Genomic DNA, 24,972 nt, shown 5'->3' with positions numbered 1-24,972 from the left:
AACAAAAGCAAGCCGGCCAATATCACTTTCTGCGGTTGAGGAGAGGAAAGGAGGCCACCTTGATAGATTTGATACGTGCCGCCCGCGCCGCTCGGGCTGTCCGCCAACTCCTCCAGGCCGAGTCCGTGGATGCCTTTACGGCTGCCCTTAACAGAGCGCAGCAGCCCTCGCCGTCCAGTTTCCGGGCGCAAGGAAGCGGCGCATCGATGCCTACCTTTCAACAACCACTGGCCCCTCCTACCCCAGGCGGCGGCATGGGGTTCGGCGTTTATTCGCCCGACTATATCGAGACCATGCAATTCTCGAACTTCGGTCTTGAGGACGATCCGAATCTCACCCCATACGCTTACCACACGCCGACAGACGGTAGCGAATCGCTGCCGCAAGTCGAGCCGGTCGACAATGCCCAAGAGCCCGATGAGCTTTCTCCCGAAGAGACAGAAGAAATCGTCGATGGGGTCGCCGGCGGTCAGAGCATCGATGAGATTGCCGAGAAGCACGGACTGAGCAAGCAGGAAGTGCTCGATCTGCTCGAAGACGACGGCTGGGAGGTCGAGACCTCTGAGCTACCAAGTGGCGTGGTGATCGAGGAAGTCACCGATGACGACGGTGAGATCACGACGACGGTGGTCGACGAGGACGGCAATCGGACGGAGCTGGATCCTGATCAGGAGACCACCCGCGAAGGCATCGACGAGATCGCCGAGGCAGTCGCCAACGGCAAGAGTATCGATGAGGTTGCCGAGGACCAGGGACTGACTCGCGAGCAGGTGATCGCCCAGCTCAGGGCGGCGGGTTACGTAGTCGAGTCCGAGACTAATGAACTGGCCAATGGCGGAGAACAATACACCACCAAGATCGTTGGTGCAGAAGACAGCGAGGAGGTGATCGCCAGTTACAGCAACGGGCGAGGCGCCGGGAACTCTTCGCTCTATATCGATGCCGAGGGCAACGAGACACGCCGCACCGAGCATACCGATGGCAGTACCACGGAAACCGTGACCAAGGCGGATGGCCGCGAAACCAAAACGATCGTGGCTACCGATGGTGAAACGACCACGGAAGTCACCGATAACGGCTACACGCTGATCACTCCGCCGGATGGCGACTTGACGCTGCGCAACGATGAAGACGGCGAAGAGGTCAAGATCGCGCGGGGAACCGAGGAGCAGTCTCTGGCGGAAGAGTTGCTTGAGCTTGATCCCGACGACTCCCAAGAGGACAAGGTGCTCCAGGCTGTTATCGAAGAGATGTTGGTGGAGCGGGACGATGAGGGCAACATCAAGGAACTCGAGGATCTTGAAACCGACCTGGAGGAACAGGATCAGGCGGTAGAGGATGCCATTGATGAGATCGTCGGCGAAGATGGCGATAAGGGCGACGTCATCAAGTCTGGCGAAGAGACAAGAGAAGGCGACCCGCTGGGCAAGCCACCGAGTGCAGAGGCCCCCTCGGGCGGTGATTGGGTCGCGATGTTTTATCAGGGCGAATGGAAATGGGTGGACCCCGCCATTGCCGACGCGCTCGAAGCGCAAGAAACGGCTAGCCTGACGTTGAATCTGGCACGTGCGGAAGCCTGGCGTCGCCAGTCGCAGCTGTCGGTCTATGCGCTCGATGACAGCTTTGAGGAGGCCATGAACGGTGCCGGTGAGCGGCTCGACAAGTTGCTGGCACCGTATGGATTGCGCTGGGTACCGCCAGATCCCAAACAGCAAGGGCTGAACCTGGAAGACGCCGAGAAAAACCTGCGCAATGCCAATACCTGGATCGGCTTTCTTGAGACAGAGCAAGAGTATCAGGCGCTTCAGGAAGAAGCCGAGGGCCTCAAGGAGGATGCCCTTGAGATCTATCGCAATGACGAGGAGTACGCGGACTACTTCAAGGAAGAGGGTTTCGAGGAGCCTACCGAATCGGTTAGCCCTAGAACCCCTTCGGGAGACAAAGAGCATACAGGCGAATTACTGCACCAGTCCGTGGTGGAGAAGGATGGCCAACTCTATTTGCGCAATATCTATGCGGATCGCGAAGAGCCACTGGATGTTCCACTAACCCAGAGCCCGGAAAGCGATCCTCGCGGACTGTCGGAAGAACAGCAACGTCTCAACCGTGACTGGCATGACTTGAAGCTTGGTGAGGAGCCTGCCCAGTTACAGAATGATGCGCTGGAAGCCTTTCAAGACGCCAATCCCAAGTATTTCAATCCCGATGGTTACTCGGAAACGCGTAATGGTGCCATGGGGAGTGAACATAAATGGGAATCGGGTGAATTGGCGGATACGCGGGTCGTCGAACGCGATGGCCAGCTCTATGTCATCAATACCTACGGTGAAGGCTACGAGCGGACGACGAAGGAGTTCCAGCTCACCTATGGCCCCGATGAGGAAGCGCCAGAAGGGCGTACCCAGGCCGAACGCGACGCCGACCAAGCCTGGCAGGAGTTCAAGAATGACCGTGACGGAAACGATGGCCTAGAGGAGCGAGTCCTCGACGAATATCGTCAACGCCATCCGGAGCACTTCGACCCAGAAGGGTTCACATGGATCGAAAGAGAGGGTCAGGTACGTCATGGCTCCGGTTTCACCGAGGGAGAGAAGATCGAACACAGCTCGGGAGAGTTACTGAATCAGCAAGTCGTCGAACGCAACGGCCAGCTCTATCTGATCAATACCTACGAGAACCTGAATGAGCCGCTGGAAGTCCAACTCACCTTCGATCCAGACACTGACCATCCAGGGGGTACCAAGCTACAACAGCAAATCAACAAGGACTGGGCAAGCTGGAAGGAGTATCGCTATAGCTCGGATGACGGCCTGGTGGAGGTGGCGCAGGACCGGCACGAAGCCGAAAGCGCCATGAACGAGTGGCTCGCCGAGCAGCGCGGTGAAGCGGCAGAGGCATTGGATAAACCTATCTCGACACTGGAGCGACAGTATCAGGATGAGCTTGAGGAACACGGTGAAGGCACGGTCGTTCCCGGTGGCGAAGAGGCGAAATGCATCGAGATCGATGGCGAAATGCGCTGGGTGCATCCGGATGTCGCGTCGGAACACAGTGACTTGGCCGCGGCTCGCGAGGTATTGCAGGACGGTGAGAACATCCGTGACCGGGCGGAACGCCTGTACGGTGAACAACACCCCGATCACGTTGACTCTGAAGGCTTTACCGAGAAAGAGCGTCGTGGTGAGGGACGTGCCGCCTATACAGAATACATCCCGACAGGCGATATCATGGAGGCGGACTCCGGGATCATCGTGGGAGACGATGGTCAGCTCTACATACGCAACGTGTATGAGGACCGGGATGATCCGCTCGAATTTCAACTGACCTATGCACCAGGGGAGGCCCCGGAAGGCCGTTCCGAAGAACAATTGAGCGTTGATCGAGAATGGGCCGATTGGTGGCAAGCGCACGGTGATGGATCAGCGAATCCTTTGGCCGGTGCGACCGAGGCCTTTGAGCAGGCGAAAGGTGCCTATGACGATCAAGTCAAGGTATATGGCGATGGCACGACGAAGAAACTGACCGACTCGCTACCCGACGACGTGGATCCTGTCCTTGCGACGATCGATGACGAGCAGCGCAGCGTCCATCCCGATGTGGCGATGGCCCTGCGCTCCCTGGAAGTCGCCAGGCTACAACGTGAAAGCGATGCAACCACCTCCGAGGAGATGGCATTAGCCGCCGAGGAATCTGACTACCGTGCCAGTCGTCCCTCGACCTGGAAGCTGCTCGATGACGGCGCCTCTGCGGAACATGAGTCGGGTGTCCAGGCCGAATGGCAAATGGAAGCGGCATACCTCGAAGCGAACGGCGCGCAAGGCAGCCTGACACAGGCGCGATCCCGATTGATGGACAGCCAGGAGGCACTGCTAACGACCGAGGAGGGATTGACCCGGGCAGGATTCCAGGCATCGGACGATGCCATGCAGGTGGCAAGGACCAATGGGCTGAGTCCGGAGGATCAGGAAGATGGTCTGCAGGCAGATGAACTGAGCGACGCACTTGCTGAATTGACTGATAAGCGGGAAACATTGCAAGAGTCGGCTCAATGGAACGACTCCCTACAGCAAAAGTATTCCCTCGATGAGCGTCTCGATCCCGAGAAGCGCGGGGAAATAGAGAACGAGTACCACGAACATAACCCCAAGGTTGCCGAAGAGGCGATCGCAGATCGCCTCGACGAGCTGCCGGAGTCGATCACGCTGAGCGACGAGGATGCGCGGCAGAACCTGGAAAAGGCGCTGGGCAGTGATGACGTGGCACAACTTGACCCCGTAATCGATCAACTTCGTGAGATCGGTGGCGACGACGCCGAGGTCGGGATTATTCCCATCCTGTATCGGGATGGTCAGCAAGGGGCACGCGATTCGGCCCTGTTCACCGTGGAGGATGACGACGGCAAGACATGGCTAGTGGACGAGAGCGGCAGCAAGTACCGCAATCTCGAGGACTATCGACATCACAACTACCTGTCCGACAGTGGCCACGTCTATATACCGGAGAACCTCAATCAACTGACCGATGCTGCCAATGGAAAACCGGTATATGAGTGGCAGCAGGCCCGGGAATTGAGTGAGTTCGAGCAATGGGTGGATCCCGTGATTGGTATCGGTACCGGTATCGCCACGGTTGCCTCTTTCATTCCCCCGTTAGCCCCGATAGCGGCCCCCATCGCTTTTGCGGGGGGCGCTTATTTCGGGGCGCGCAGTGCCACCAACCTCCATGAAATGCATGAGCATGGTCGACCACTAGCCAGTACAGAAGGCATGGTGCAGGGGGCAATGCTAGCGACCTCCTTCCTGCCCATGGGGGCGAGTGCCTTCCGCGTCGCCGGCCTCATGCGAACAGGGACCTCCGCGGGGGTGGCCATGCGAACGAGCACCGGCGCCATCAATACCTGGGGGAAGGCCTGGAGTCAGAACTCCATGTATCAGGAAGCCGCCTATCAGCTCACCCAGCGCAACTTTGCGTTCAATGCGGCGCGTGGCCTCGATCGAGCCGCCATCGGCACCGGTATACCACTGATGGCCTATTCCGGCGTCAACATGATGGCGAACTGGAACGCGATGACCGGCTTGGAGAAAAGCGATGCCTTGATAGGGCTGGCGAGCGGTGTCTTCGGCACCGGCATGGGCTATGGAAACTCGCGTGCTCTACGGCCAGGTCGAGGTGATCGGAGCGCATCAGAACCCGGGACTGGCGAGAGCTCAAGATCCCTTCTCTGGGGGAAACGCTCGCCGCCAACGATCCGGCTAAACGATGAAACGGGCAGCCTCGTTGAAGCTAGAGTCCTTGGGCGTCGTCAGCCTGAGAATGTCGAAAATATCTATGTACAGCCGACAATAGGGCCACGGCCAAGTGGCAGAGAGCCGGGAATACAGGGCAAGACCCATATTTTCTATCGCAATCCGGAAACTGGAGAAGCGGTTGTCATACCCTGGAAGCATGGCAAGAACCAAAATACCATTCGTGCCGTATTGGTGGGTATGGGAAGTACAGGAGCCACCCTCTCGATAGCGGCACCGCCCCAGATCTCCGAACCTCTGAACGCGCTTGCTCTAGCGGTACGCGGCGCCAGTCTGGCGACAAGGTCTCTCGCACCGAATAAAACCGCTGTGGAGACAACCTTGGGCCGCATTCTGCGCGGGGCTGAATTTGTGACGCTAGCGATCAATAACCCTAACACCGCCACCCAGCTAATAGGGATGGAAAGTGTCGTAGATACTTCCTCCAGTGCACTTTTTGCAGGCGGCAACACACTTTATCTCTTTAAAACCTTTCAGGAATCCGTCACGGGCCAGCCATTCATGCCTTGGGCGGATGACGTTGCACTGCCCATGTTCATACTTGGCAGCGGTTTGTATGCGGGGTCGAGTGGGTCGGACCTGCTGGCAACGAAGGGGATGATGGAAGCCGGCCACACCGCTGCAGGTACGCTATTTGGGGCCGGGTCCACTCTCCTGTGGTTCAGGGATTCTCATATCGGGAGGAAAGTTAAACCGTTCAAGAGCAATGAACCACAACAGTCGGGTGAGTCGTCTTCCAAGAAACGGGATATCGTTACCACCACTACCTTTGGTCCTGGGTTGTTGGGCGCCGGCATGCTGGCGGCACAGGGGGCGTGGGGATCCGATTCAGAGTCGACCAATCCCGAGCATCCTGATCCTGAGTTACCCGGTTACGTACCATCTAATTTCGTACCCCCCGAACCACCGTCATTGACGCAAGAGACAAGGACACCTTCCGTCGCGCCGCTGGAAGAATTTCTATCCCCGATCGACTCCCAGCCACAGCTCGTCGTCTTGGCACCGGCGGGTCTCAACCTACATGCATCCCCCGCAGCAACTGCACCAATCGTCACCGATGTCCCGCATGGCACCTTCCTGACCGAAACAGGTCTGCGAGTCGCTGATGCCGAGGGCAATGAATGGGTCCCCGTTCGTGGCATGGGCTCTATTAACGGGCAACAAGGCTGGGTGATGGCACACCATGTCGAAGAACATGCCGAAGGGGCGATGGGTGATAACGGACGTATCAACCCGGAACTGGAAGCTCGGGACTACGAGCCGGTCGATGTCGAGCCAGGGCAGACTCTAGGGGGCATCGCAGTACACCGGGGACTCGAGGTCGAGGACGTGGTGATGCTGAACCTGGATCACATCATCGACCCCAGCATTCTGTTCCCTGGCGACCGGGTATATCTGCCAGAGGAAGAACCACGTTAGTGTGCCTTGGGCACCTCTGTGCATGATTCAATGGTGAAATACAGGGTATGACGATAGCACGATCATGATAAAGCGTCAGAATTCAAATTTTTCGCAAAACCTACGCTGCCTTTTTGAAAATTCTGTCATGGCCACTCTTAGTGGAGCATTATTCTTTTTTTACTCCTTGAATTTCACTTTATCGACTCTGTGACTACGTTAGTAAAGCTGACTCTCATTAATCACCAGCGTCGAGGTACTTGAAGCGCGAGAAATGGATCTCGCCAGTACTCTGTTCTAGGCAAGGAGGCCGTCGTGGCAAAGCTGCAAGGTGTCTTACATTCCTATTCGAAAACTTCTAGCAGCAGTGGAATGGCGTTCGCCAAAGCCATCGTCAAGGCACAGAAATCCCCCTCCCCTCAGCCTGTCTCACACCACTCTCCAACACAGTGGAGCCATGGAACGTCTCCCATTTACCAAGCTCAGACGGGAAACCTCCCCACCAGCAGCGGCCAAGGGTTTGGTGTCTACTCGCTCGAATATATGGAAGCGATGCATAGCTCGGCTCTTAATCAAGAGAACGACCTGAGTCTCACGCCGGATGACTACTATTTCACTCCAGCAGTCGATACCGAAGAGCCATACCCGGAGTTTGAACCAGTTGATAACGTTTCCGAAGCCGATCCCCCGGATGCCGATGAGCTGGTCGCCGACGTGTCCGAAGGCAAGAGCCTCGATCTGGTTGCCGAAGAGAATGAGCTGTCCGATAGGGACGAGACAATCGCTGAGCTCGAGGCTGGAGGTTATGACGTCTCGGTGACGGAAGAGGATGGGGTACGCATCACTGAAATCACTCATCCGGAAACCGATGAAACGATCACGGAAACAGTGCGACCCAATGGTGACGAGGGGGAGGTCGTCACTATCCAGACGACGGGGGGCGAGAATGATCATCCTACGGTCGTCATCGATGAGGAGGGCCATCGCACGGAATTGGATCCCAGTCAGGAAACGACTCGGGAGAGTGTCGACGAGATTGCGGAGAGCTTTGCCGAAGGTCAGGAGCTCGGAACGATAGCCGATGAACTAGGGATTACCGAGGAACAGTTGACAGCCCAGTTGTTGGCAGCAGGGTTCAAAGTCGCTGACTGGGAGCAGTATGACCAAGAGGGTAATTACGATGGTCGGTATCGGGCAATATACTCGTATGGGGATGATAGGGAGATAATCGCTTCCTATGATGATCGGAAAAGTACGATTTCTAACTATGATCCTCGTGGGCGTGAGAATGGCGGCAATGGCCATTATTCCTACTTTATTGATTCACAAGGTAGAGTGGTGGAAAGATACTCAACCCGTCCAGAGGGGCCGCTGGTAGATGGCGGGCTAGATATTGAAATCATTGTTGATGAGGAGGGGGTGACGACAAGGACGATCACGGATAACGGAGAAACAAGGCGGGAGGTATCACGGAATGATCGTACCGTGATCACCGATGATGATGGGAATGTCACGCTGCGTGATGACGAGAGTGGGGATGAAATAGCGATAGAAGATGGAGAGGTCAGTGGAGATGTCAATGATGATATAGATGAAGCCATGCTTGAGACAATACAAGCAACTGATTTGGATGGAGAACATGGAGAGATTTTTCAAATCCTCATAGATGCATGGCTTAATAGGGACTCCTGGTTGTTTGGAGGTGATGAAGATAGTCGAGCTGATGAGCTAAGGGAAGATTATAACTCTCATAAAAGAGAGATGGAGGATGCCGTTGAGGAGTATGGCGAGAACTCGGATGAAGCACAAGAAGCGCTCCGTGCGCGTGATATCGCCTATGCCGCATGGCAGGAGGCTGCCTATGCTTCTCTGGTGCGCAGAGCTGCCCTGGAGTTTTATGCAGTTGACCCCGACTCCGAAGAGGCCATGCGCAGCAGTATGGCCAGGATCAATGAAATATTGAATCCCCATGGGATGGAATGGAGTCAGCCAGATTCACAACTTAGTCCTGAGGAGGCCAGTGAGCGACTTGAGGAGGCAGAGAGGGGACTCGAGCTTGCCCGTGAAGCGAAAGAGGAACTTCAGGAGGCTGAGCGTCTGCTTGACGAGACCAACTCTGCACTAGAGGAGGGTCGTAGAGGTCTCTCCCCCGGAGAAATCGCTGGTGATAATAGTGCTGAACTTGCACAGGCCGCTGTGATGTTTTCCAATTTTGAGGTGCATCGTGCTAAAGGGGATGATCGCCTGTCTGACTTTGATATTTTACACCTAGAGAGGCTTTTAGAGGAGATTGAGAACAACCCAAGTGCATATGAAGGAATCGATGCCAAGGAAGTGGATGAGTATTTGGATCAGGCTAAAAGAAGAAAGGAAAATACTGAAGAACAATTGGCAAGAGCCGAGTCTCAGCATGATGTTGACATCGCCAGATTGGAGGCTGCAGAAATACGCGAGCAGATTGCGGATGAATATATAGAAGAATATGTCGATGAGAATGGCACTGTCTATAGATACGATGGAATATTTGGCCAGCACTCGGGAGAGTATAAAGGATATTCGTTCAACGATGCGCGGAGTGCAGCGGATGGTGGTGTTTGGATCGATATTCACTATGAAAATACGACCAAGACGGTGAATGTTGCACCCGCTGACGATGCACTGGACACCAGGTGGGAGAACAACCGCAATGCCGATCTTATTCGGCAGTGGCATGAGGCGATAGGCCGCTTGGATGAGACTAGCAGGGCGGCGGGTCGTGTCGGCGTGGAACATAGCGCAGCTCGGATAGAAGAACTGGGTGGCGATATCGGCGGATTGGAAGGAGATCTGGAAGAGCAGGAAAGAGCGGTTGGGCCACCCAGCGTCGCAGCACCAGAAGGTGCACCACCCGAGCACGAACTTGTCGAGATCGGTGGCACGGTTCAGGTTCCGAGACCAGTTGCCGAACGCTATGCGCAGATTGGAGTGGGGGCCCTGGAAGAATTCGACCTTCCGGCCCGAGTGTTGGTCGATGATAGTGACAACCCATTTAGCCATCCCGAATGGCGATGGGTTGAGCGCTCAGAACTTGCCAGTGTCTATCTCGAACTACAGGAAACTAAGGATCGTCTCACCGTCGCTGAGCAGTCTGCTCAGTGGGATGCCCAGCAAGCTGTGTGGCGCGCAAGGCTCCCGGGGGAATCGGAGGAGGAGTATAGCCAGCGTGCGATGTATGACTCGCTAGGCGGAGACTATCAGCAGCGTATTCTGGATGATTTCTATCAATCCCGCTTTGAAGAGTTTTTCGCCGATCCCACGTTCAACGCCGAATATGAACGGCGGGAGGAGGGAGAGCTGGGAGGCTGGACGAGGCAAGCCCTGGGGGTGTCAGGAGGACGGATCGGGAATCTCGACAAGGTGCTGGAGCAGATCCGCGATCATGGAGGCGACAATCCCGAGGTCAGGGCCGTACCGCTCTCCTATGTAGGTCTGGATGGGAATGAGGCGACGATCGCCCTAGTGGCGGTCAAGCGTGGTGATGGCGACGTGCGCTATGTCGATGCCACCGGCAGGGACTTCAGGGATCTAGAGGACTTCAGCAAGCACAACCGGCAGTTCAACGCAAATGGCAGGTTGGTGGCACCAACCGACCTTGAGATGACGCCTGATCGGGATGAAAACATCCCACTCGAGGTAGTGGATGTGCGGGCTCCTGACATGACGCTCGACAACGCGGTCAACTACACGACCATGGCGGCAACGGGGGCCTCCTTTATCCCCGGCGCTGCGCCGGTTGCGTTACCACTGGCGGTGGCTGGAGGAATCTATATCGGCGCCCGTTCTGCTTACAACCAATGGCACCATGTTGGGCACGGCGGCGACTGGTACGATACGGAATCGCTGATGAATTACGGGGCGATCGCCTCCGCAGCCTTGCCTATGGCGGCGGGCCCTTTCCGCTATGTAGGCATGGTCAATGCCGCACGCGGATTGGATGTTGCCTCCCTAGCCGTCGACATCCCCCAGACGCTTCACTTTTCTGGCCATGTGTATCGTAATCACCACCAAATGTCGGATCGCGAGTTTACAGACGCGATGATGAACCTTGCCATCGGGGTTTTCGGTACCGGCATGAGTATTAGAGGTTTGCAGTCATCCGGGCCTGGCGAGGGGGGAACCGAGGGAACCACTCAGGCGAGTGACGGCTCTTACGCTTCTCGACACGACGGGCTGAACGACACCCCTGTCGTGCTCCCCGTTAGCCGCCGGCCCCGGGCGGAACCTTACCCCGCTCCCTCCACGCTTGTTTCCTTCTCACCTTTCCAGCAGCAGCCATCTGAGCTGGCACTTTCCGCCGCTTATCATCCGGAGGGTACGCCGTATCCGGAACGACCTTCGACACTTCCCGAGGGCTTCCGCAGGCCTAACTCACAGCAGGAGCTGCTTCCCGATATCGCCAGTGACTCGCCGCTGAGCCTCACTGGTACGGCGCACCCCAAGCCATCAGTAGCACCGGTCGAGGTTTTCACCAAGCGAAAGGTGGATACGTCAATTCATGAATATCGTCCTGAGGTACTAAGAACTCGGATGCCGTGGGCAGCAGAAGAAGCTTATACACCGACACCAGACCATGAGGAACCGACTGTTATCTTTCGTGGTGACGGCCGACCGCCCGGCGTTATTTTCGCTAATGGTTTCCGTGAGGAGGGGCAACCCGATCCGTATGGCGCAATATCAACATCGGTGTCAGCTAGAGATGCTAAAAGTTTCGCAATAGTTGATCCAGATGAGGGGAACACAAAAAGTGGATGGCTGTACACTATCGTCGACAGTGTATCTGATGAAGCCATCGTCTCGTCCTTGCCTGTAGAGGACAAGTTTCTCATTGGGATGGATCATTACGAGATCCGATTCAATGGTCAAATTCCTTCGGAGAATATTCTCGCCGCTCGTCAAGTGGATGCCGATGGCCATTTATTTGGCGCTCCCATTTATAATCCCAACTTCAAAAATCCAAGTTGGATTTCATCTTCCTCTAGCACCGAAGGAAACACCATGACCAGAGTCATGGGCTTCCTAAAGAGACACTATAAAGAAAGCCGAAAAGCCATTGATCGGGGTGATGATAGAGGCGCTTTAGGACCATTCGGACGAGACGAATCATCGCGATCAGAAAGCAGCAACATCCTTAAACGCCAGCCGGGAGATTCAAGGCTCCCATCTCATATTAATTATACTTTCAATCCAAACGATTTGCGCATTAAAGCTCCTCTCGATTCAAATGGTGATATCGAAACGGTTCGAGTTTATAGTCTTCGCGCCAGAAGCTCGAAAGACTCGAGCATCGAATTCTACGCACATATTCACAACCTTTCTGGTGAGATCGGTAGTGGACCTGTAATTGCTGACTTGGATATTGGAACCTTCTACAGGGGGAGCCTGCCTAAGGGAAGCGGCTCCATCTTGTTGGCAGACCTGCTCAGAACATTTGAGATTCGACCAAGGCGACTGGTCGGCCAGGATGTCAGAAATGAAAACACACTCAATAGCTATTGGACCGGTGGTGATCCCGCTCAAACGGTTCTAGGTCGTTCGAGGACTCGTGCTCTGCAGGAGTTAGGCCTCGAACCAGCCTCCCACCGCTTCGAGCTCGTACAGGATGGTGGGGAGGAGGTGGTACAACTCATCACTGAGGTTGCCCTTCCCTTTGATACTGAAGGCCAAACACGGCAAAGCAATCAAGCCATACCCTTGGCTATTATTCTCAATGATATTGGACCTAGTGCATCTCAAGATGCAGCGCGTATTACGGTCGAGGTTATCGATTCGGAGCACTTACGGGCCTTCGACCAACAATTGACTCCTCATGAGCTCCTAATATCACCCGATTTACACAGGGCAAGGCGGCAGTGGCGAGATGCCAAAGGGCCTCTTGTGCTGGATATTCAGAATCCTAGTGATATTGCTCACTCACTGGCTCAAAAGATTGCAGATATCTATCGCTCGGAAATAGTCATACCGAATACCGATATACCATCGCAATGGCGAATCTTGCATCCGGGGCGCAAGGATGACACATATCGATCAGGATCTGTGAAGCTGGTAAATGGGGAGTTGATCCTAACCCAAGAGAGAGTAAGTCGGGTAATCCAGCCTGCAGGTGAGCACTTGGGTGAAATGCTAGGAGCCGGTCTCCATAAAACTGCATTTGCATTTTGCGATAAGGTACTTGTGATCTTTCGCAATGAAACAAGCCTGTATTCTGCTGACGCAGAGAAGACCGCTAATCAGACCGCCATTGATCAAGGATTCCCTTTCGTCGCTCCCATCCATGGGATCGTGAACGTATATGGCCACAATGCCCTTCTAATGGACCGCTATCCGGGTCATAGCGGTACTTTGCTGCCACCAGGAGCAAATCGTTCGCTACTCAGCCAGAACAGCATAAGAAGCCTGCAGGCGACTCGAGACTGGATTATTGCGCAAGGGAAAATACCAAGCGATCTGCAGTTCTTGATAGGTGAGGACGGCACCTTTTATCTACATGATTTTTCGGAAATTCGAACTTTCAATAAGCCTATCGAGCTCTGGGAAACCGAGCAGTTCATTGAACTTGCTAGAGAAGTCGTTCACGAACAAGGTATCGACCCAGGCTCACTCTCAGCCAGCTACCACCCTGAAGGCTCTTCTTTTTCCGAACGGCCCTCTCCCATTCCAGAGGCCTTCCGCAGACCGGAGCGGCAGCCATTGCTTCCAGATCTCACCAGTGACTCACCTTTGAGCCTAACCGGTACGGCACATTTCGGTAATTCAGACGTCATTCCGCATAAATTTCGCCTCGAAACGACGCCGCCGGAAGGCTTCGCACGCCTGTATCGGCTCGACGACCTAGAGACTCTGAATCGGGCCTCGAGCAATGGTGCGCTACCATCAGGGCATTATGTCCATGTCATACGTTCTGTTGATCCCGCACGGGATGGCACTACCTTTACCCTGAATCGCGGCACGGTGCCACGCAGTGGGCGTGTGGATGCAGATGGACACCTCCGCTGGCCTTCCAGCGGGAGAGGAGAACGGGTCTCGTTGTCGGTGGCGCAGGCAGAGAGTGATCGTCAAATCGTCCATTTTCGTGACCAGAACGGCAACGAGTTAGCACGTGACGTCAATGCTAACGGTGATGTTTATGTCATCGTCACAGACCTGAGTCAGACTAATCTGAGACACCGGCTGCGGGGAGATGAAGGCCTTCCCTATGCCGAGCACAGCGGTAATGGGTTGTGGGCCACATCACCTTTGACGATAAGCCAAAAGTCACAACCGGAAAATCAACCGGCAATAGCAAACGACGCCTCGCCAAACGCACCACAACCGACGCAAGAGTCTCGAAAGCCTGCGGCTCCCTCAGTGACTGAGGATACGACTCCAAGTATTGATCAGCTGTCCAGTCTATCGGAGACTCAACTGAACAGTATTTCTCCTTCAGAACTGGCACAGATCGCAACCCAGCAGTTCAGGCAACTACGATCTGATCAGCTGGCAGCATTTACGGAGTTGCAGTGGAATGCTCTCCGGAAACCCCAGCTCGATCAGATCGACACTTCATTGCTCCAGCAGCACGCGACACGGAAGGCTCTGAAAGAAGCAGACCGAAAAGGCACGATTACTAAACTCTCGGTGGGGGCTGAAGGCCCTATCTTCCAGCTCCACGGCGTGGATCGCAGGGGGTTCGACGAACTGCGGCGGCAGTCGTCTTGGGACTTACTTTTCTTTAGGACAAAGAGAACAACTGAAATTACTGAGAATCCAGATGGGGCAGCATCTACGGCGAAATTCCGAATCGATAGTGGTCGGTTGCGAGATCTAGGCTTTTTGGATCCGCAGGCCGAGTCACTCCTCCCTAAGCAGTCAGAAATAATAGAAATACAAGTTCACAGGAAGTCTCACCCTGCACCCGATGTATCTCGAAACTCCAAGGAGATGACGAAAACGGCACTCGCGATTGCGATTGCAAGTGCTAGCGGTAGTGCTCTCATGCTACCGGAGTTAATTCCGATAATCCCGCAAGCGATATCCCAGGTAGCGAATACCATGGCCTATGGCTTGCGGGGTGCCAGTTTCATCATAAGATCGAGATTTCCGGCGCAGACTGCGCCAGATACTAACCTTGGTCGAAACCTACGGCTGTTGGAAATTGCTACCACTGTTGTGCATTTTACTGGTACCGGTCAAAAAATATTGGAGGGTCAGAGTCCCGTAGCTAACGTAATGATTGAGATGGCATACGCTTTGTATTCTTCAATCACTTTCATGGAAGCTGTGACCGGAAAGGCTTTTACGGGAAAGAAGATACAAGATATATGGCGTGGGCTGACAGGGCGAGAATATAAAATGAAGCCAGATGATTTAGGGCTTCAGCTTTATTTTTGGGGTAGTGCTACCCCCTTGGTCGTAGACGGACTTGTCCTTTCAGGAACTGGAGGATGGCTGGCTGGGGCTGCGGCGACTTCTGGATTAGTTGGCGGAGTACTGTTTTCACTCGGGTCGCTGGTGCTGTACAGAAATACATATATGGCAAGTCTTGTTGCCCGCCACATTAGTAAGATAATGCCAGATAAGTTTGTGTTCTTGAATTCTGGTTCTGGTGTCAAAGAAATGACGAGGTCTGACTTTGTTAATGTAGTTAAGCCGCCATGGTGGCGCTTTCCCTCGACGGCAGATCGTGACTTCGCGTTATTCATTGGCGGTGGTCTGTTGAGCTTTTCCTTGTGGTCCGCAATGTCCTTGATCAGCGACTTCAGAGATCAGTCCAATTCCGGATCGGATGAGACGGAGGACGAGGAGTCAGAATCTCGCTCGGGAGGGCTTGAGCCGCAGCGTGCTGCATTGGCCCCAGACGGCCTCAACCTACACGTCAATTCATCGAACGAGGGTGTGGTGGTCCAGGATAGGCGCACCGACCCTGCTCTCGAATCCCAAGGGTACCTGTGGGTTGAAGTGCTCCCTGGCCAGTCACTGGGCAGTATCGCAGTGGCACATGGATATGATGTCGTGGATGTGGCGATGCTGAACATGGACCATCTTGGCGACCTGACGTCCCTCAAAGCCGGCGATCGGGTCTATCTGCCAGGAAGCGCTCAAACATCACCGTTACACGATGAACGAGTGACAGCATGAACGAATGGGAGATTCATGGCTCGTAGCAACCGCCAATAATCAGCACGCGTTATATAAAAGACATCACTTATAACCCAGCATTTAGCTATTTATAATGCTCTATAATCAGTATTGAGAAAGAGAGATGACAGGCATTCATTTTCTTGCCAAAAAGGATAGGAATTTATCTACTTTTCAAATGAAATCAACGCACTAACATTAATAATAACTTAGAATCATTTTGTTACTTTTTTGAAATTGCGCTGCCATATCTTTCTTCTAATATGAAACTGTCCAACAAAAAAGCTTTTCTGGATAGCAATGCAACTAGGGGATCAGAATTCTTTTCTGATGCATGAAAAGCCATTCTGCACCCCCAATCCTCAGCAATTGAAGGAGAAGTATCATGGGACTGTTCAGAATGCCGGTCAGAAAGCAAAATGATGGCCCCGAGGGGACCGAAGGAGGAAAATCCTACGATAGCGACACGATAAAGCAAGAGCTGGAAAAAGTGGCTCAGGAGTATTGGGAAAACAGCCTAGCAAAATCAAAAGGAATGGTGGGAATCGATGCCGCGAAGTCATCGCGGGGACAGTAAAGGATTTGTTGCACTCTTGGGTGGGCGTGGCGGTTTCGCCTACCCACCATGAATTCTATGCACTGAGAATTAGTGCATGCGGGCGATAGTCGCTGTCCCTTTTCCTGGCCGCCCGCCAGAAAGAAAGGTGGCGGGCGGTTCAGTTTTTCATGACAGGTGTCTTTATGGCCTCCGCATTCATGTCATCCTTAAGCTCGTTCGTTTTGCCAGTGACGGAAGTGTTTTCCACACTGGAGGTAATGAGTGGGTTTCATCGTGGTGTGGTCGTTCCGCTTGAGCAGCCTGTCTGCCGTATCGGCTCTTCCCCTCAGTCGGACGTGATGCTCAGCGATGACGACATCACTGCTGAGCATGTCACCTTGCGTTTTCATGCGCGTATGGTCGCCATTGAGGCTGTGGGGGGCGACGTTGAGGTCGGTGGTAAGTACCTGAAGCAAGGCACCGGCTGGCGGACCAACTTGCCCGTGACGATCGCCATTGGCAATGTGCAGCTGCAACTCTCCCAACCCGTGCTTTCGCTGCCCCCGGTCATCCAGCTTATCCGGGAGTCCGTCACTCCCATTGTTCAGTCTGCCCACCAATCGGCGCCCGCCCTTTTGCAATTCGTCCGCAAGTCGGTGTCTCCTGCCTTCCAGCGTTGCCGGCGACACTTGGCCCCTGCGCTGGGGTTTTGCTCGAAGCGCTTGGCTCCCATTTCTCTCTTCATCCATAAGCAGATAACCAAGCTCCCCATTCCAGAGGCCTGGAGAGAACGCTTCAAAAGCCTAAGCCGCCGACAGAGCAACGATACCCGAATACGCATGAAGCGAAGCGCCGTTGTGACGGCGTTATGCACCACGGTGGTTCTCATCGGCGCGTATCAATTCGTTGGGGCCAATAAGGCAGGCGCCAGTATCTCCGCCAGTGCGTTGCATTCCACGGCCCTCTTGCACCCAGAGGCTGCGGAGGCGGCACTGATACTTGCCATGTCAGAAGACCACACGCCGGCCGAGGCCTTGAAGCAGCAGTTGGCCCAGGCTGGGCTCGATAGCCTGCAAGTCGAGGATGCCGGCAATCATCTCGTCGTCTCCGGTGAATTCGCTCCCAACCGATACAATGACTGGCAAAGCGTGCAGCGCTGGTTCGATCAGCGCTACGGCAGCAGTCTGGTATTGATCAGTAACGCCAGACCGGGCCTCACACCCGAGAAGCCAGAATTCCAATTCCAGGCCGTATGGTTCGGCGAAAACCCTTATGTCATCGATGCTCGGGGAGAACGTCTCTATCCCGGGGCATCGTTACCGGAGGGCTGGGTGCTCTCCGACATTAAAGACAATCGTGTCACGCTGCGACGCGGCGATGACCAGTTTTCCCTGACGCTGTAGCCAACGCGGACGCTACCTGATGAAAGTCACGACCGACCGCGCCAACGACGACTATCGCCTCCGCGATTCCCCGGAGGCGGTAACCCGTACCGATGAAACCGGTACCAGCAAACCTGTCGACCCCGATCGACAGGCTGACTTCTCGCGGGCGGTGGAGAGTTCTCAGGCACGTCAAGGACGCTCCGGCTCGTTGCTCAAACACGTCGAGCGCTTGGGGTTACCCGATGCCAGTGATCCGTCACTCTACAGTAATGAGCGGAGTATCGAGCTGCTGCAACACGTGGTCGACAACCTATTGCCGCGGCTGGATGCCGCAAGCGATGTCACCGACCTGGCCTCTCAGTTACTCACAGAGGAAATCGACCAGCGCTTGGCTTGGGAAGCGCGCTACGCAGAGGACGCGAAGGAGAGCGAGACGTGACCGATGACATGGACCGTAATGCCGCTGATTTGCTGCACATGCTGGGCCACCTTTATATCAAGAGCGGTAGCCGCAAGCGTGGCTTGGTGCTGCTGTTGCTCGCTGCCCAGATTGCGCCGGCCCACCCAGGCATCCTGCATACACTGACCCAGGCTTTCATCGTGACCGGCGATACCCAGCGTGCGCTCGAAACAGTCGGACATCTCGAACATCTACAAGGTCCTTCACCGACATTTTCACTGCTACGGAGCCGGGCACTTTGGGTCGCCGGTCATCACGGCGATGCTCGACACTATTTCCGTGACTATGTGCAGCGCCGGAGTGAAGGATGAGCAGTTTGCTAACCAGGCTCAATGGCATCGCCCTACGCGCAGCGCAGCGTAGCGACGTGGTGATCGCTATCTTCGTCGTGCTGGCGGTCATCATGATGATCATTCCGCTTCCCACCACGGTGGTAGATGCGCTGATCGGCATCAATATCGGCTTCAGCCTACTGATCCTGATAGTGGCGTTCTACATCGCCCACCCGGTCGACTACTCCTCGCTACCGGCGATCATTCTGCTGGCCACGTTGTTTCGCCTGGCCCTATCGATTACCACCACGCGCCTGATCCTGCTTGAAGGCTATGCAGGCCAGATCGTTTCGGCATTTGGCAATTTCGTGATTGCCGGTGAGGTGGTGATCGGTCTGGTGGTATTCCTGATCATCACCGTGGCCCAGTTCCTGGTCATCACCAAGGGAGCCGAGCGTGTTGCCGAGGTGGCCGCCCGCTTCATCCTGGACGCCATGCCGGGCAAGCAGATGAGTATCGACAACGATCTGCGCAACGGCGATATCGACCCGCAAGAGGCGCGTGCTAGACGCAAGCGTCTGGAAAGCGAAAGCCAGCTTTACGGCTCCATGGACGGGGCCATGAAGTTCGTCAAGGGTGACGCCATTGCCGGCCTGGTCATTCTTAGCGTCAATCTGATCGGTGGCTTGTTGATCGGCATGCTCAAACGCGGCATGTCGTTCGGCGAGGCCGTGAACACCTACTCTTTGCTGACCGTCGGTGACGGACTCATTGCGCAGATTCCGGCACTGCTCATCGCCGTCGGGGCCGGTACCGTGGTGACACGAGTGAACTCCGACCAGGCTGGGGACCTTGGCAGCGAGATCGTTGCCCAGCTAGGTAGCAATTCCCGCGCGTTGGGACTGACCGCTGTCATCCTGTTCTTCGCCGCCTTCATCCCGGGGTTTGCCACCACGGTATTCCTGGCCCTTGCCGCTGGGCTCGGCCTTGCAGCCTGGATGATACGGCGTCGCGACCGGCGTCTGAGCGAGGATGAAACATCCAGCGAGCCCCAGTCGGGGCCCGACACCTCCTCTGATACTCCCCAGAAATCCTCGACGGAAACGACGAAGAGCGCGGGAACTTCGGAGGGCGCTCCTCAGGCAGAACATCACCGTGTGGTGCTATCGCTGAGTACCTCACTGGCGGATGCACTGGCGCTCGATGTCCTGCGCAGCGGCCTCGATGAAACACGGCGCCATGCTGGCAGCGATCTCGGCGTGGACATGCCCAGCATCGGCCTGAATGTCGATGCCCGCATGGAAGATCATCACTTCGGTATCCAACTCGACGAAGTCCCGGTGATGAAGGGTGAGATTCCCGTTGATCGAGTGTTGCTCGACGATGACCCCATGCACTTGGAACTGCTCGAGGTCGAGTTCATCAGCCACCCATCGCTGGTGGGCCGCCGTCCCGGGAACTGGGTCGCGACGCCGGATATCGAGCAGCTCGATGAGGCTGGCATCGGTTATCGAACCGTCGACCAGGTGTTATGCCATTGCCTGGAGCAGATCCTGATTCGCTATGCAGGCGAATTCATCGGTATTCAGGAAACCCGCACGTTGCTGTCGCGCATGGAACAGGACTACTCGGAACTGGTCGGCGAAGCGGTTCGAGTGGTGTCGTTGCAGAAAATGGCGGACATTCTGCGCCGCTTGGTGGACGAAGGTGTGCCACTGCGTGCCCTGCGAACCGTCCTCGAGGCGATGGTGACTTGGGGCCCGCAGGAGCAGAGTGTGCCCCGCTTGACCGAGCGCGTTCGGGCCGCACTCGCTCGTCAGATATGTCATCGCTATGCCCGCGCCGACCGGGTATTGCCAGCGTGGGTAGTCACCCGCCAACTCGAAGAAGCGATACGCGCCACACTGCGTGACGGCGAGGGTGGAACTCCAAAAAGCAGTGGGCTCCCGGTGCAGTTGTCACGGCCACTGAATACCTGGTTCCAGCAACGGCTGGATGAGCTGGATGCGGACATGTCACCCGTGGTCGTCACCTCCAGTGACGTACGTCCCGTACTTCAGCAATGGTCAAAGCGCCACAACCTGGACCTGCCGGTCATGGCCTGGCAGGAAGTGGCATCGGAGTTCAGCCTGCAGTCGCTGGCCCAGGTGAGATTGCCTAAACCGATCTCCCAGCACGGCACCAATCAACCGGCCAGCACCCCCAAGGAATGACGAGTCAATAACAATTCATCTCTCTGCATGGAGCAGACCCTGTGACGGCAGCAACCTTGACGATATCCCGAGCCTTGTGTCGCTATTCGATAGCGAGAAGCCCACTTATGCGCTGGATGACACACCTGCTGGCCCTGCCGCTGATCCTGCTGGCGGTGCCCGGCCACGCCCAAATGCAAGTCGATAGCAGCGGTGAACGCACACTCACCTTGGAAACGGGCCAGGGGCGGATCTTGCGCTTCGATCAGGGAACGGCCTCGGTGTTCGTCGCCAACCCCGAGGTTGCCGATGTGCAGGTCGTCTCACCCGGTGTCCTCTACCTGTTCGGCAAAAGCCACGGCGATACCAATCTGATCGCACTCAGCAACGACGAGCGGACTCAAGCATCGATACGTCTACAGGTGCGCGACGGTGATCAAGGCGCCAACCAGGCACTACAGGAGCTCGACGACAACAGCCCTATCCGCTTGCGCATGGCCGGCAACCAGTTGGTAGCGGAAGGAGAAAGCCGCGATGTCGAGGAAGCCATTGCCGCCCAGTCCACCCTCGAAAGCCACACGCCTAACGATCACCCGGCCTTGAACAACTCCACCTATGAAGGGGCCACCCAGATCAATATCCGCGTTCGTTTCGCCGAGGTGGCACGCGAGGAACTGCTGCAATATGGCGTCAGTTGGAGCGCCTTGATCAACAACGGCTCATTCTCGCTTGGTGTCTTTCCCGGCTCGATCGCCAATAACGCGTTCGGCACCATCGGCGGTGGCGTCGACAGTGTCGACGGCTTGCTCCAGGCCCTCCAGGAAAACGACCTGTTGCAGATTCTGGCCGAACCCAATATCACCGCCGTTACCGGCGAAACCGCCAGTTTTCTGGCAGGTGGCGAGATTCCCATCCCGGTACCGGTCAGCAACGATCTGGTCGGGATCGAGTACAAGCAGTTTGGTGTCTCGCTACTGTTCACACCGGTCTTGCTACCCAACGACCGCATATCGCTCGAGGTACGTCCAGAGGTGAGCAGCTTGACCACCAGCGGTGTCGAGATTGCGGGCACCAGCGTTCCTGGCTTGCAGGTGCGCCGTGCCGACACCCTGGTCGAGGTGGGCAGCGGTCAAACCTTCGCCATTGCCGGCCTGTTCCAGCGTAACGCTTCCAACAACGTCGAACGTGTTCCGGTATTGGGCGATCTCCCGGTCCTGGGCAACCTGTTTCGCTCGCGCCGCTTTCAGCGCAACGAAACCGAACTGGTCATCCTGATCACCCCGTACATCGTCGAGCCGACCTCATCACCGGTGCCAAGAACACCACTGGATCAGGGATATGTCCGTAACGGCGAGCTGCGAATCGACAACCGGCCCTCTCCCGCGTTAGTGCGGGATGATCCTTTCGGTTTCCATCTGCAATGAGTGCTGGAGTGAGAACAATGACTCATCGATCCACCAAGCAAGCGTGGCCGTTGATTCCCTTCTTGGCATTGCTGGCCGGTTGTTCATCGTCACTCGGGCCAATGTCATGGGAAACGGGCTATCGTGCGACCGGTGTTGCGCAGGCAGGCAACGACGCTTCGCTACGTCAATCGATCGCCCCCATCGCCTGCCGAACGCAAACCGGGGAGACCGGCATAGTGACGTTACCACCCGGCTGCGCCAACGACCTCAATCTGCAATTCATGGTCGAGCGCCCCCGCGACCTGGTACACGGAAGAGAGATGGGGCCGGCACGGGCGGAGCCAGTCGCTAATGCTGCCCAGGAGCGCCTGGCCAACCGTGAGCGAGCCAATTCTCGCCGCCAGAAACTCGAAGGGGAAGCCAGCAGCTCAACCAACTACGCCACTACAAGTGACATGTAGAAGCGAGATCAATTGGCCATGGCTAGCCCCATGGCCTGGGCACGATCACGAGGAGTGGGAAGGTCACGAATGTTCCGGGCCTGCTCGATCAACGACTGACGGAGTGATGAGGACATGTCGGGAATATCGATATTTGCTGCCTGGTCCGTGTCACCGGCCATTACCAACACCAGGATCAAATTGCGGAAGTGGCGTTCCTCGGCCAGTGGTGACGCGGTGACATCGTGCATCAGCGCTATCGCTTCGGCATTGTCACCGGCCAGCGACTGTGCCAGCGCCAGATTGGTGAGCGTATCGGGATCGTTCGGGGCTAACGACACGGCTTGGGAAAAGGCATCCTTCGCGGCCTGTCCTTGGCCCAACAAGGCATGGGCAACCCCCAACCGACTCCAGGCAGATAGGGTGTCGATTTCAGGTACGGCTTTTTGCAGATTGCGCACCGCGCTTTCGGTCTTGCCGAGTTGCAATTGGGCGGATCCCAGCCCCAACAAGGCCTCGGTATTGTCGATATCACTGGCCAACGCATCGCGAAATGCTGACACCGCTCCTTGTGGATCGCCACCAGCGAGCCGAGCATTGCCAAGCCGGACATTGATATCAAGGCTGCTCCCAGACACTTCTGCGGCACGTTCATACATGGAGGTAGCGGTGGCGTAATCTCCTCGCTGGGCAATGTCGTCCGCCAGGGATACCAAACGGGACTCATCGGTTTGTGGGGTCGTCGTTGCACAAGCCGTCAGAGCCATAAAAGGCAATAGGAGAAAAACACGTATGCAGTCGCGCATCACCAGAAGAGCTCCTTGTGTCGGACTTCATGAAGTCCATATTAAAGTGAATAACATTTTATTTCATTAGATAACGCAAGAAGTACAAAAAGGATTGTTAATTCATGAAAATTTCATTCACGAGTTTCTATCATTGAGTCATCGATCCAAGAAAACGTCAACGGCATATGGGGGCGAAATATGGCGGATGCGTCAGGCTCCGCATGATTCGCACCGGCTCCTGTTCAAGGCGACGATGCGACACCGATTCGCATCAGGGATCTTGCGCATTTGCCGTTTCACTGTCGTGACACTTATGACCAGCATGGGGATGTCGGTATGGGCTGCATCGGCGCTGGCCATTGGTGATCCCCGCTGGGAGGGAAATGAGTGGCTGACTAAAGAATACCACTATGTCATCGTCGAGCAGGATGTACGTGATGTCCTGACGGAATTTGGCCGCAATCTGTCATTGCCGGTGGAGATATCCCCTCAAGTTCGGGGGCGTGTACGGGGGAATATCCGCACCGGTACGGCTGAGGAGTTTCTCGATCAGGTCAGTTCAGCCAATGGTCTGGCGTGGTTCTTCGATGGCGGCGTACTGCACGTTGCCACACGCCAGGAAATGATCCAGCGCACGTTCGAGCTACAAGGCATCGATGCAGATCGCTTAATGGAAGCGATCGACCAATCACGTGTCGGAGACCCTCTGAGAGCCAGATTGATCGATGGGAATGCGGCACTCCAGGCTTGGGGGCCACCAGCCTGGATTGAGAGCGTGGCACGGCGCGTTGATCGTTTGCGCCAGCCAACGCCTACGAGAAGCAGAGAAGTCAGAGTATTTCGTGGCAGCGTGTCGACAAAGACCCAAGTTGCCGAGTGACAGGAATATCAAAGGAGATGTGTCATGGCTATCCAACCCACGGAAGCACCTCATAACCCTGAAGCCCAAAAGCCTGACCATACCACCCAACAATCTGGCGATGAGCAAGCCTTCGAGGAGGCCGTTAATGCCGCTTATGAGTCCATGTTCGGGTTGTACATGATGGGCTATGGCAGGGATATGCTCCAGGATATTCTCAAGGAAGGTTGATTGACTATCCGGCCAACCATATTGCTCATTGCAGTATATCGAATCGCTATAGGTGACCTATGACTTCTCCGGTACCAACAAGCATGGATCCTATGCCGGTGCCAGCTAATCATTCCACTCAGGAATCGTTGGCATCGCAAAATCTTTTCGAACATATGGCACAAAACGCCAGTAGTACACTACAGGCCGTTACTCCTGGAGAATTCACGTCCAATGCCTTGGAAGGGGCAAAAGGTATCTTCGATCTGATGCAAAATTTTTCCATCCAAGAGCATGAATTGAACACTAATTCGGCACAGATGGCAGGTAATTTCAAAGATGCACAGACCACAGCCACTAAGGTCGATAATGATACAGCAGAGGATTTTAGTGACGCACAATATGACCGCATGATCGAAGGACTTGACACAGGAACAATAATAAACTCAACAACAATACTAAAAGAACTTGGTAAGCTTGGCGCGGTGACGTTTGTGTCCAGCGTTGCCCCTAAACCTGCAGAGGCCGTCAAGATGCTGATGCGAGGCTAACCTTTGTTGACAAC

13 protein-coding genes are annotated in these 24,972 nt (G+C 55.5%); 12 read left to right on the top strand and 1 reads right to left on the bottom strand.

Features of this window, described 5'->3' with window-relative positions:
* Positions 1–206: 206 nt before the first annotated feature.
* The 9 genes from L861_RS19735 to L861_RS23760 all read left to right on the top strand — a co-directional run bounded on the left by L861_RS19735 (position 207) and on the right by L861_RS23760 (position 22,571).
* Entirely contained in the window at positions 207–6,725 is a 6,519-nt protein-coding gene (locus L861_RS19735) for an SH3 domain-containing protein (protein ID WP_016418419.1), read from the top strand.
* A gap of 294 nt (positions 6,726–7,019) precedes the next feature.
* A complete protein-coding gene (locus L861_RS19730; RefSeq protein ID WP_016418418.1) occupies positions 7,020–15,857 on the top strand; it encodes a hypothetical protein in 8,838 nt (2,945 codons plus the stop codon).
* Positions 15,858–16,242: 385 nt separating this feature from the next.
* Positions 16,243–16,434 (top strand): hypothetical protein, encoded by a 192-nt coding sequence (locus tag L861_RS19725; RefSeq protein ID WP_016418417.1) that lies wholly within the window; start codon positions 16,243–16,245, stop codon positions 16,432–16,434.
* A 239-nt stretch (positions 16,435–16,673) separates the two neighbouring features.
* Positions 16,674–17,798 carry a SctD/MshK family protein gene (locus tag L861_RS23770; RefSeq protein WP_021029240.1) on the top strand — a complete coding sequence of 375 codons (1,125 nt, stop codon included), beginning with the start codon at positions 16,674–16,676 and terminating at the stop codon, positions 17,796–17,798.
* 19 nt (positions 17,799–17,817) lie between these two features.
* Positions 17,818–18,219 (top strand): hypothetical protein, encoded by a 402-nt coding sequence (locus L861_RS23765; RefSeq protein WP_016418415.1) that lies wholly within the window; start codon positions 17,818–17,820, stop codon positions 18,217–18,219.
* Positions 18,216–18,551, top strand: a complete 336-nt coding sequence (locus tag L861_RS19705; RefSeq protein WP_016418414.1) for a tetratricopeptide repeat protein — start codon at positions 18,216–18,218, stop codon at positions 18,549–18,551. Before L861_RS23765 ends, L861_RS19705 begins: the two co-directional genes overlap by 4 nt.
* Complete coding sequence (sctV, locus tag L861_RS19700; RefSeq protein WP_016418413.1) at positions 18,548–20,725, top strand: type III secretion system export apparatus subunit SctV; 2,178 nt, start codon at positions 18,548–18,550, stop codon at positions 20,723–20,725. The genes L861_RS19705 and sctV overlap by 4 nt, the downstream gene beginning before the upstream one ends.
* A 107-nt stretch (positions 20,726–20,832) precedes the next feature.
* On the top strand, positions 20,833–22,128 hold the full coding sequence (locus L861_RS19695) for a type II and III secretion system protein family protein (RefSeq protein ID WP_016418412.1): 1,296 nt from the start codon (positions 20,833–20,835) through the stop codon (positions 22,126–22,128).
* 17 nt (positions 22,129–22,145) lie between these two features.
* Positions 22,146–22,571 (top strand): hypothetical protein, encoded by a 426-nt coding sequence (locus tag L861_RS23760; RefSeq protein ID WP_016418411.1) that lies wholly within the window; start codon positions 22,146–22,148, stop codon positions 22,569–22,571.
* A gap of 8 nt (positions 22,572–22,579) precedes the next feature.
* Here L861_RS23760 and L861_RS19685 read toward each other — a convergent pair whose 3' ends face one another.
* Positions 22,580–23,356, bottom strand: coding sequence for a tetratricopeptide repeat protein (locus L861_RS19685; RefSeq protein WP_016418410.1), 777 nt, complete (start codon positions 23,354–23,356; stop codon positions 22,580–22,582).
* A gap of 295 nt (positions 23,357–23,651) precedes the next feature.
* On the opposite strand from L861_RS19685, the gene L861_RS19680 reads away from it, so the two are divergent.
* From L861_RS19680 to L861_RS19670, 3 genes are read left to right on the top strand one after another with little or no spacing between them, the layout of a single operon-like run.
* The gene (locus L861_RS19680) at positions 23,652–24,218 is read left to right on the top strand and encodes a type III secretion protein (protein ID WP_144063077.1); all 567 of its coding nucleotides are present in this window, start codon (positions 23,652–23,654) and stop codon (positions 24,216–24,218) included.
* A gap of 24 nt (positions 24,219–24,242) precedes the next feature.
* Entirely contained in the window at positions 24,243–24,428 is a 186-nt protein-coding gene (locus L861_RS19675; RefSeq protein ID WP_016418408.1) for a hypothetical protein, read from the top strand.
* Between the two features lie 59 nt (positions 24,429–24,487).
* Positions 24,488–24,958, top strand: coding sequence for a hypothetical protein (locus L861_RS19670; RefSeq protein ID WP_144063076.1), 471 nt, complete (start codon positions 24,488–24,490; stop codon positions 24,956–24,958).
* Positions 24,959–24,972: the final 14 nt, after the last annotated feature.

It is taken from the genome of Litchfieldella anticariensis FP35 = DSM 16096 (assembly GCF_000409775.1).
GTDB lineage: Bacteria > Pseudomonadota > Gammaproteobacteria > Pseudomonadales > Halomonadaceae > Litchfieldella > Litchfieldella anticariensis.
Note: the sequence above shows the minus strand (reverse complement) of the source record. Positions and strands in the feature narration are given on the sequence as shown.

What these genes read in the sequence shown, in the direction of transcription:
- L861_RS23765 (WP_016418415.1), top strand. Translation starts at nt 17,818, where the DNA reads ATGAAAGTCACGACCGACCGCGCCAACGACGACTATCGCCTCCGCGAT.
- L861_RS23770 (WP_021029240.1), top strand. Translation starts at nt 16,674, where the DNA reads ATGAGTGGGTTTCATCGTGGTGTGGTCGTTCCGCTTGAGCAGCCTGTC.
- L861_RS19735 (WP_016418419.1), top strand. Translation starts at nt 207, where the DNA reads ATGCCTACCTTTCAACAACCACTGGCCCCTCCTACCCCAGGCGGCGGC.
- L861_RS23760 (WP_016418411.1), top strand. Translation starts at nt 22,146, where the DNA reads ATGACTCATCGATCCACCAAGCAAGCGTGGCCGTTGATTCCCTTCTTG.
- L861_RS19680 (WP_144063077.1), top strand. Translation starts at nt 23,652, where the DNA reads ATGACCAGCATGGGGATGTCGGTATGGGCTGCATCGGCGCTGGCCATT.
- L861_RS19675 (WP_016418408.1), top strand. Translation starts at nt 24,243, where the DNA reads ATGGCTATCCAACCCACGGAAGCACCTCATAACCCTGAAGCCCAAAAG.
- L861_RS19725 (WP_016418417.1), top strand. Translation starts at nt 16,243, where the DNA reads ATGGGACTGTTCAGAATGCCGGTCAGAAAGCAAAATGATGGCCCCGAG.
- L861_RS19685 (WP_016418410.1), bottom strand. Translation starts at nt 23,356, where the DNA reads ATGCGCGACTGCATACGTGTTTTTCTCCTATTGCCTTTTATGGCTCTG.
- L861_RS19695 (WP_016418412.1), top strand. Translation starts at nt 20,833, where the DNA reads ATGCGCTGGATGACACACCTGCTGGCCCTGCCGCTGATCCTGCTGGCG.
- sctV (WP_016418413.1), top strand. Translation starts at nt 18,548, where the DNA reads ATGAGCAGTTTGCTAACCAGGCTCAATGGCATCGCCCTACGCGCAGCG.
- L861_RS19670 (WP_144063076.1), top strand. Translation starts at nt 24,488, where the DNA reads ATGACTTCTCCGGTACCAACAAGCATGGATCCTATGCCGGTGCCAGCT.